Below are 3,778 nucleotides of genomic sequence, written 5' to 3'. Positions count from 1 at the left end.
AAAACTGCTATTTTTTTCGGAAAAGCAGCGGAATTATGTACCTTGCACTAGCCGTCGCGCCAGCGACTTGGTACAATGGCTGCAGGACAGCCCGCCCGGCGCGACCGGGCCCAAGCGGGCGGCCCACCGGCCGCCACCTGATTTTGAGGAGGTCATTTCCATGACAAAAGAGCAAGAGAAGATTCTCATCGAAAAATCCATCGCTTCCTGCGAGGGGGCCTACGTGCCATACAGCGGCTTTCACGTGGGCGCCTGCGTGCTGGGCGAGGACGGCAAGTTCTACACCGGCTTCAATGTGGAGAACGTCTCCTACGGCGCCACCATCTGCGCCGAGCGCTCGGCGGCCATCAACATGATGACCAACAGCTCCTCCCGCAAGATCCTCGCCCTGGCCGTGGCCGCCGGCGACACCTGCGACACCATGCCCTGCGGCATCTGCCGGCAGTTCCTCTGCGAGTTCATGGCGCCCGACGCCCCGGTCTACACCGTGGCCAGAAACGGCGACTACATGGTCAAGACCTTTGCCGAGATCATGCCGTTCGCCTTCACCTCCTTCAAGAAGGACTAGCGGATGCCGCAGCTCTGGAAGATCGGCTCCATCAAGGACATCCTCTCCCGGCACGGCTTCACCTTCTCCAAGGCCCTGGGCCAGAACTTCCTCATCAATCCCACCGTCTGTCCCCGGATGGCGGAGGTCTCCGGCGTCACCCCCGACAGCGGGGTGATCGAGGTGGGCCCCGGCATCGGGGTGCTGACCGCCGAGCTCTCCAAGCGGGCGCGCAAGGTGGTGGCCATCGAACTGGACGACCGGCTGCTGCCGGTGTTGGAGGAGACCCTGGGCGGCCGGGAGAATGTGACGGTGGTGCACGGCGACATCCTGAAGATCGACCTGAAAGGGCTCATCGAGCGGGAGTTCGCCGGGATGGGGGTCTGCCTCTGCGCCAACCTACCCTACTACATCACCTCCCAGGTCATCATGCGCCTGCTGGAGGAGCGGCTGCCCCTGAGATCCATCACCGTGATGGTGCAGAAGGAGGCGGCCACCCGTCTCTGCGCCCCCCTGGGCAGCCGGGAGTGCGGCGCGGTGACGGTGGCGGTGCGCTATTTCAGCGAGCCGCGGGTGGTCTTTGGGGTCTCGGCTGGGAGCTTTCTCCCCGCCCCCAAGGTGGACTCGGCGGTGATCCAACTGGCGGTGCGGGAACGCCCCCCGGTGGAGGTGGAGAGCGAGCGGGCCTTTTTCCGGGTGGTGAAGGCCGCCTTTGCCGGCCGCCGCAAGACCGCCGTCAACAGCCTCTCCATGAACCTGGGGCTGCCCAAGGAGACGGTGTCCGCCGCCTTTGAAGGTGCGGGGATCGCCCCCACCGCCCGGGCAGAAAACCTCTCCATGGAACAGCTGGCCGCGCTGGCGGCCGCCCTTTTCCCCCAGATGGGATCGTCGCAGGGTGAAAAAGAGAGATAAAGGAAGAAAGTCCCCGTGGGCTGTCAGGCCTGCGGGGGCTTTTTTGCGGATTGGGGCAGGGAAATACCTCCTTCTGCGCGGCGGAGGTGGGGAGGGTCCGGGGCTGCGGGCTGAGATAAAAACGGCAGTTTCCGCCGCCTTTGCCGGTGGGAAACGCACCCTACCGCCCGGTCGGAAACCCTTCCATGGAACAGTTGGCCGCGCTGCTGTCTACCCTCTGCCCTTATTCTCAAACGGGATTGCTGCAGGGGAAAGAGGGAGCAGAAAAGCCTCCATAGGCTGCCAGATTTGCGGGTATTTTTTTGTGGGATGGAGTAAGGGAATACCCCTCTCTGCGTGGCGGAGACGTGAGGGCTTGGAGCTGTGGACTGTTTGCCGAGCAAAGAGGAGATGGCGTCTACCACCTTTGTTGGTGCGGAGAGTGTCCCCACTGCCCGGGCAGAGACCCCTCCGTGGAACAGCCGCCCAAACTGGCGGCCGCCCTCTGCCCTTATTCCCAAACGGGATTGCCGCAGAGGGAAAGAGAGATAATAGAAAAGCCTCCATAGACTGCCAGATTTGCGGGGACTTCTTTGCGGGCGGGAGCAAGGAAATACTACCTTCTGCGCGGTGGAGGTGAGGAGGGTCCGGGGCTGCGGGCCGAGGCAAAAACAGCGTTTTCCGCCGCCTTTGCCGATGAGGAAATCGTCCCTCTCCCGAGCGAAAAACTCCTCCGTGGAACAGTTGTCCGCACTGCCGTCTACCCTCTGCTCCTATTCCCAAACGGGATCGCCGCAGAGGGAAAAGAGAGATAACAGAAAAAGTTCCCGTGGGCTATCAGGCCCGTGGGAGCTTTTTTGTGGGCTAGAACAGAGAAATATCACCTTCTGCGCAGCGGGGATGGAGAGTGTTTGAGGTTATGGGCTGCCAAGCCCTCATTCTTTCCGCGGGGGGGGGGGATAGGGGAATGGCCCTTTCTGTGTGCGAAGACGGAGAGAGGGGCTGCCCACCGAGGCAAAAACGGCATTTTCCACCGCCTTTGCCGATACGGAAATCGTCCCGCCGCCCGGACGGGAGCCCTCCCTATGGAACAATGGGCTGCACAGGAGTCCGGTGGGAAGTGCCAGCGCTTTGCTCCCAAACAGAAAAACCACTTGACAGGAGAACGATTGTTAGCTAATATAAAAGCGAACGAACGTTAGCTTAATGGCGGCCTGCCGCCGAGGAGGTTTTATGAAACTCTATTTTGGAAAATCGACCCTGACCACCCTGCTGCTGGCGGGGTTTGTGGCCTATGCGGCCCTCGCCTTCTGGCGGCGGGCGGAGATCCAGCACTGGGGCCGCAGGACCCTGTTGGTGTTGGCCTGGGGGCTGGTGCTCTGCGCACAGGCCGCCGTGCGGGACGGCTACCACCTCTCGGTGCAGCACGCCATCGACGGCAGCTGTGCGCCCGGCCTCTTCGCCGCCGCGGGCCCCCAGGCCATCGTCGGCGGGGCGCTGGCGGCAGCGGTGGTCCTCTGCGCGATTATCACCCCCTTTGTGGGCAGCCAGTCGGGGCGGCGGGGGTTGTTTTTCACGGCCGCCGGGTGTATGCTGGTGAAAATTGCCTTTGTGGAACTCTCCCGCGTCTGGTTCTGGCTGTCGGGGAGCACAGGCTGGAAATTCTGACAGAAAAGAGGGGTCGCATGCCCAGGCGAAACACCAAGGAGATCATTTTGGAGAGGGCGCTGGACCTCTTTTCCCAGCGGGGGTACGCCGGGGTCAGCGTGCGGGACATCGCCGCCGCCGTGGGCATCCGCGAGAGCTCGCTCTACAAGCACTTTCCGGGCAAGCGCGCCATCTTTGACGCCATTGTGGAGGAGATGCGGGGCCGGTATGCCGCCGCTGAGCGGGCCCTGCAGGTCCCCCAGGCGGGGGAGGGGGACCTCGCCGCAGCCTACGGCGAGATCGGGCCGGAGCAGCTGGCAGACCTCTGCCGGAAGATGTTCCTGCACAGCACCCGCGACCCCTACGCCACCCAGTTTCGCAAGATGCTCACCATCGAGCAGTACGCCTCTCCCGAGGTGATGGCGACCTACCGAGACTTCTTTCTGGACGGGCCGATTGCCTTTCAGACCGAGCTCTTTTCCCGGATGATCGCCCAGAGGTATTTTCGCGAGGGGGATGCAAAGGCCATGGCCTTACAGTTTTACGGACCCATCTTCCTGCTGCTCTCCCGCTGCGCCGGGCCGGAGGACGAGGAGGACTGCCTGGCCCTGTTGGAGCGGCATGTGGCCCAGTTCGCCGCCGATCACGGGAGCGGTGCAGAGCAATAAAAAGAGGGGCGGCCGAATCCTAGGC

Annotated in this window: 4 protein-coding genes; all 4 read left to right on the top strand. The window is 63.0% G+C overall.

Translation table 11 applies throughout. From position 1 onward, the window contains the following. Positions 1-160: 160 nt before the first annotated feature. The 4 genes from cdd (at position 161) to GT748_RS10240 (ending at position 3,753) form a co-directional block, all read left to right on the top strand. The gene (cdd, locus tag GT748_RS10255) at positions 161-568 is read left to right on the top strand and encodes a cytidine deaminase (RefSeq protein ID WP_021660369.1); all 408 of its coding nucleotides are present in this window, start codon (positions 161-163) and stop codon (positions 566-568) included. Positions 569-571: 3 nt separating this feature from the next. Continuing rightward, on the top strand, positions 572-1,459 hold the full coding sequence (rsmA, locus tag GT748_RS10250) for a 16S rRNA (adenine(1518)-N(6)/adenine(1519)-N(6))-dimethyltransferase RsmA (protein ID WP_021660370.1): 888 nt from the start codon (positions 572-574) through the stop codon (positions 1,457-1,459). Positions 1,460-2,671: 1,212 nt separating this feature from the next. Beyond that, positions 2,672-3,106: a hypothetical protein gene (locus GT748_RS10245; RefSeq protein ID WP_021660374.1), complete on the top strand. Its 435-nt coding sequence runs from the start codon at positions 2,672-2,674 to the stop codon at positions 3,104-3,106. A gap of 17 nt (positions 3,107-3,123) precedes the next feature. Then, entirely contained in the window at positions 3,124-3,753 is a 630-nt protein-coding gene (locus GT748_RS10240; RefSeq protein WP_021660375.1) for a TetR/AcrR family transcriptional regulator, read from the top strand. The last annotated feature ends 25 nt before the right edge of the window (positions 3,754-3,778 follow it).

Origin of the sequence: Bittarella massiliensis (ex Durand et al. 2017) (genome assembly GCF_009876955.1) — a bacterium.
Classification (GTDB): Bacteria; Bacillota; Clostridia; order Oscillospirales; family Ruminococcaceae; genus Bittarella; species Bittarella massiliensis.
The sequence above is the reverse complement of the archived record's forward strand: the minus strand, read 5'-3'. Positions and strand labels throughout refer to the sequence as shown.

What these genes read in the sequence shown, in the direction of transcription:
- cdd (WP_021660369.1), top strand. Translation starts at nt 161, where the DNA reads ATGACAAAAGAGCAAGAGAAGATTCTCATCGAAAAATCCATCGCTTCC.
- rsmA (WP_021660370.1), top strand. Translation starts at nt 572, where the DNA reads ATGCCGCAGCTCTGGAAGATCGGCTCCATCAAGGACATCCTCTCCCGG.
- GT748_RS10245 (WP_021660374.1), top strand. Translation starts at nt 2,672, where the DNA reads ATGAAACTCTATTTTGGAAAATCGACCCTGACCACCCTGCTGCTGGCG.
- GT748_RS10240 (WP_021660375.1), top strand. Translation starts at nt 3,124, where the DNA reads ATGCCCAGGCGAAACACCAAGGAGATCATTTTGGAGAGGGCGCTGGAC.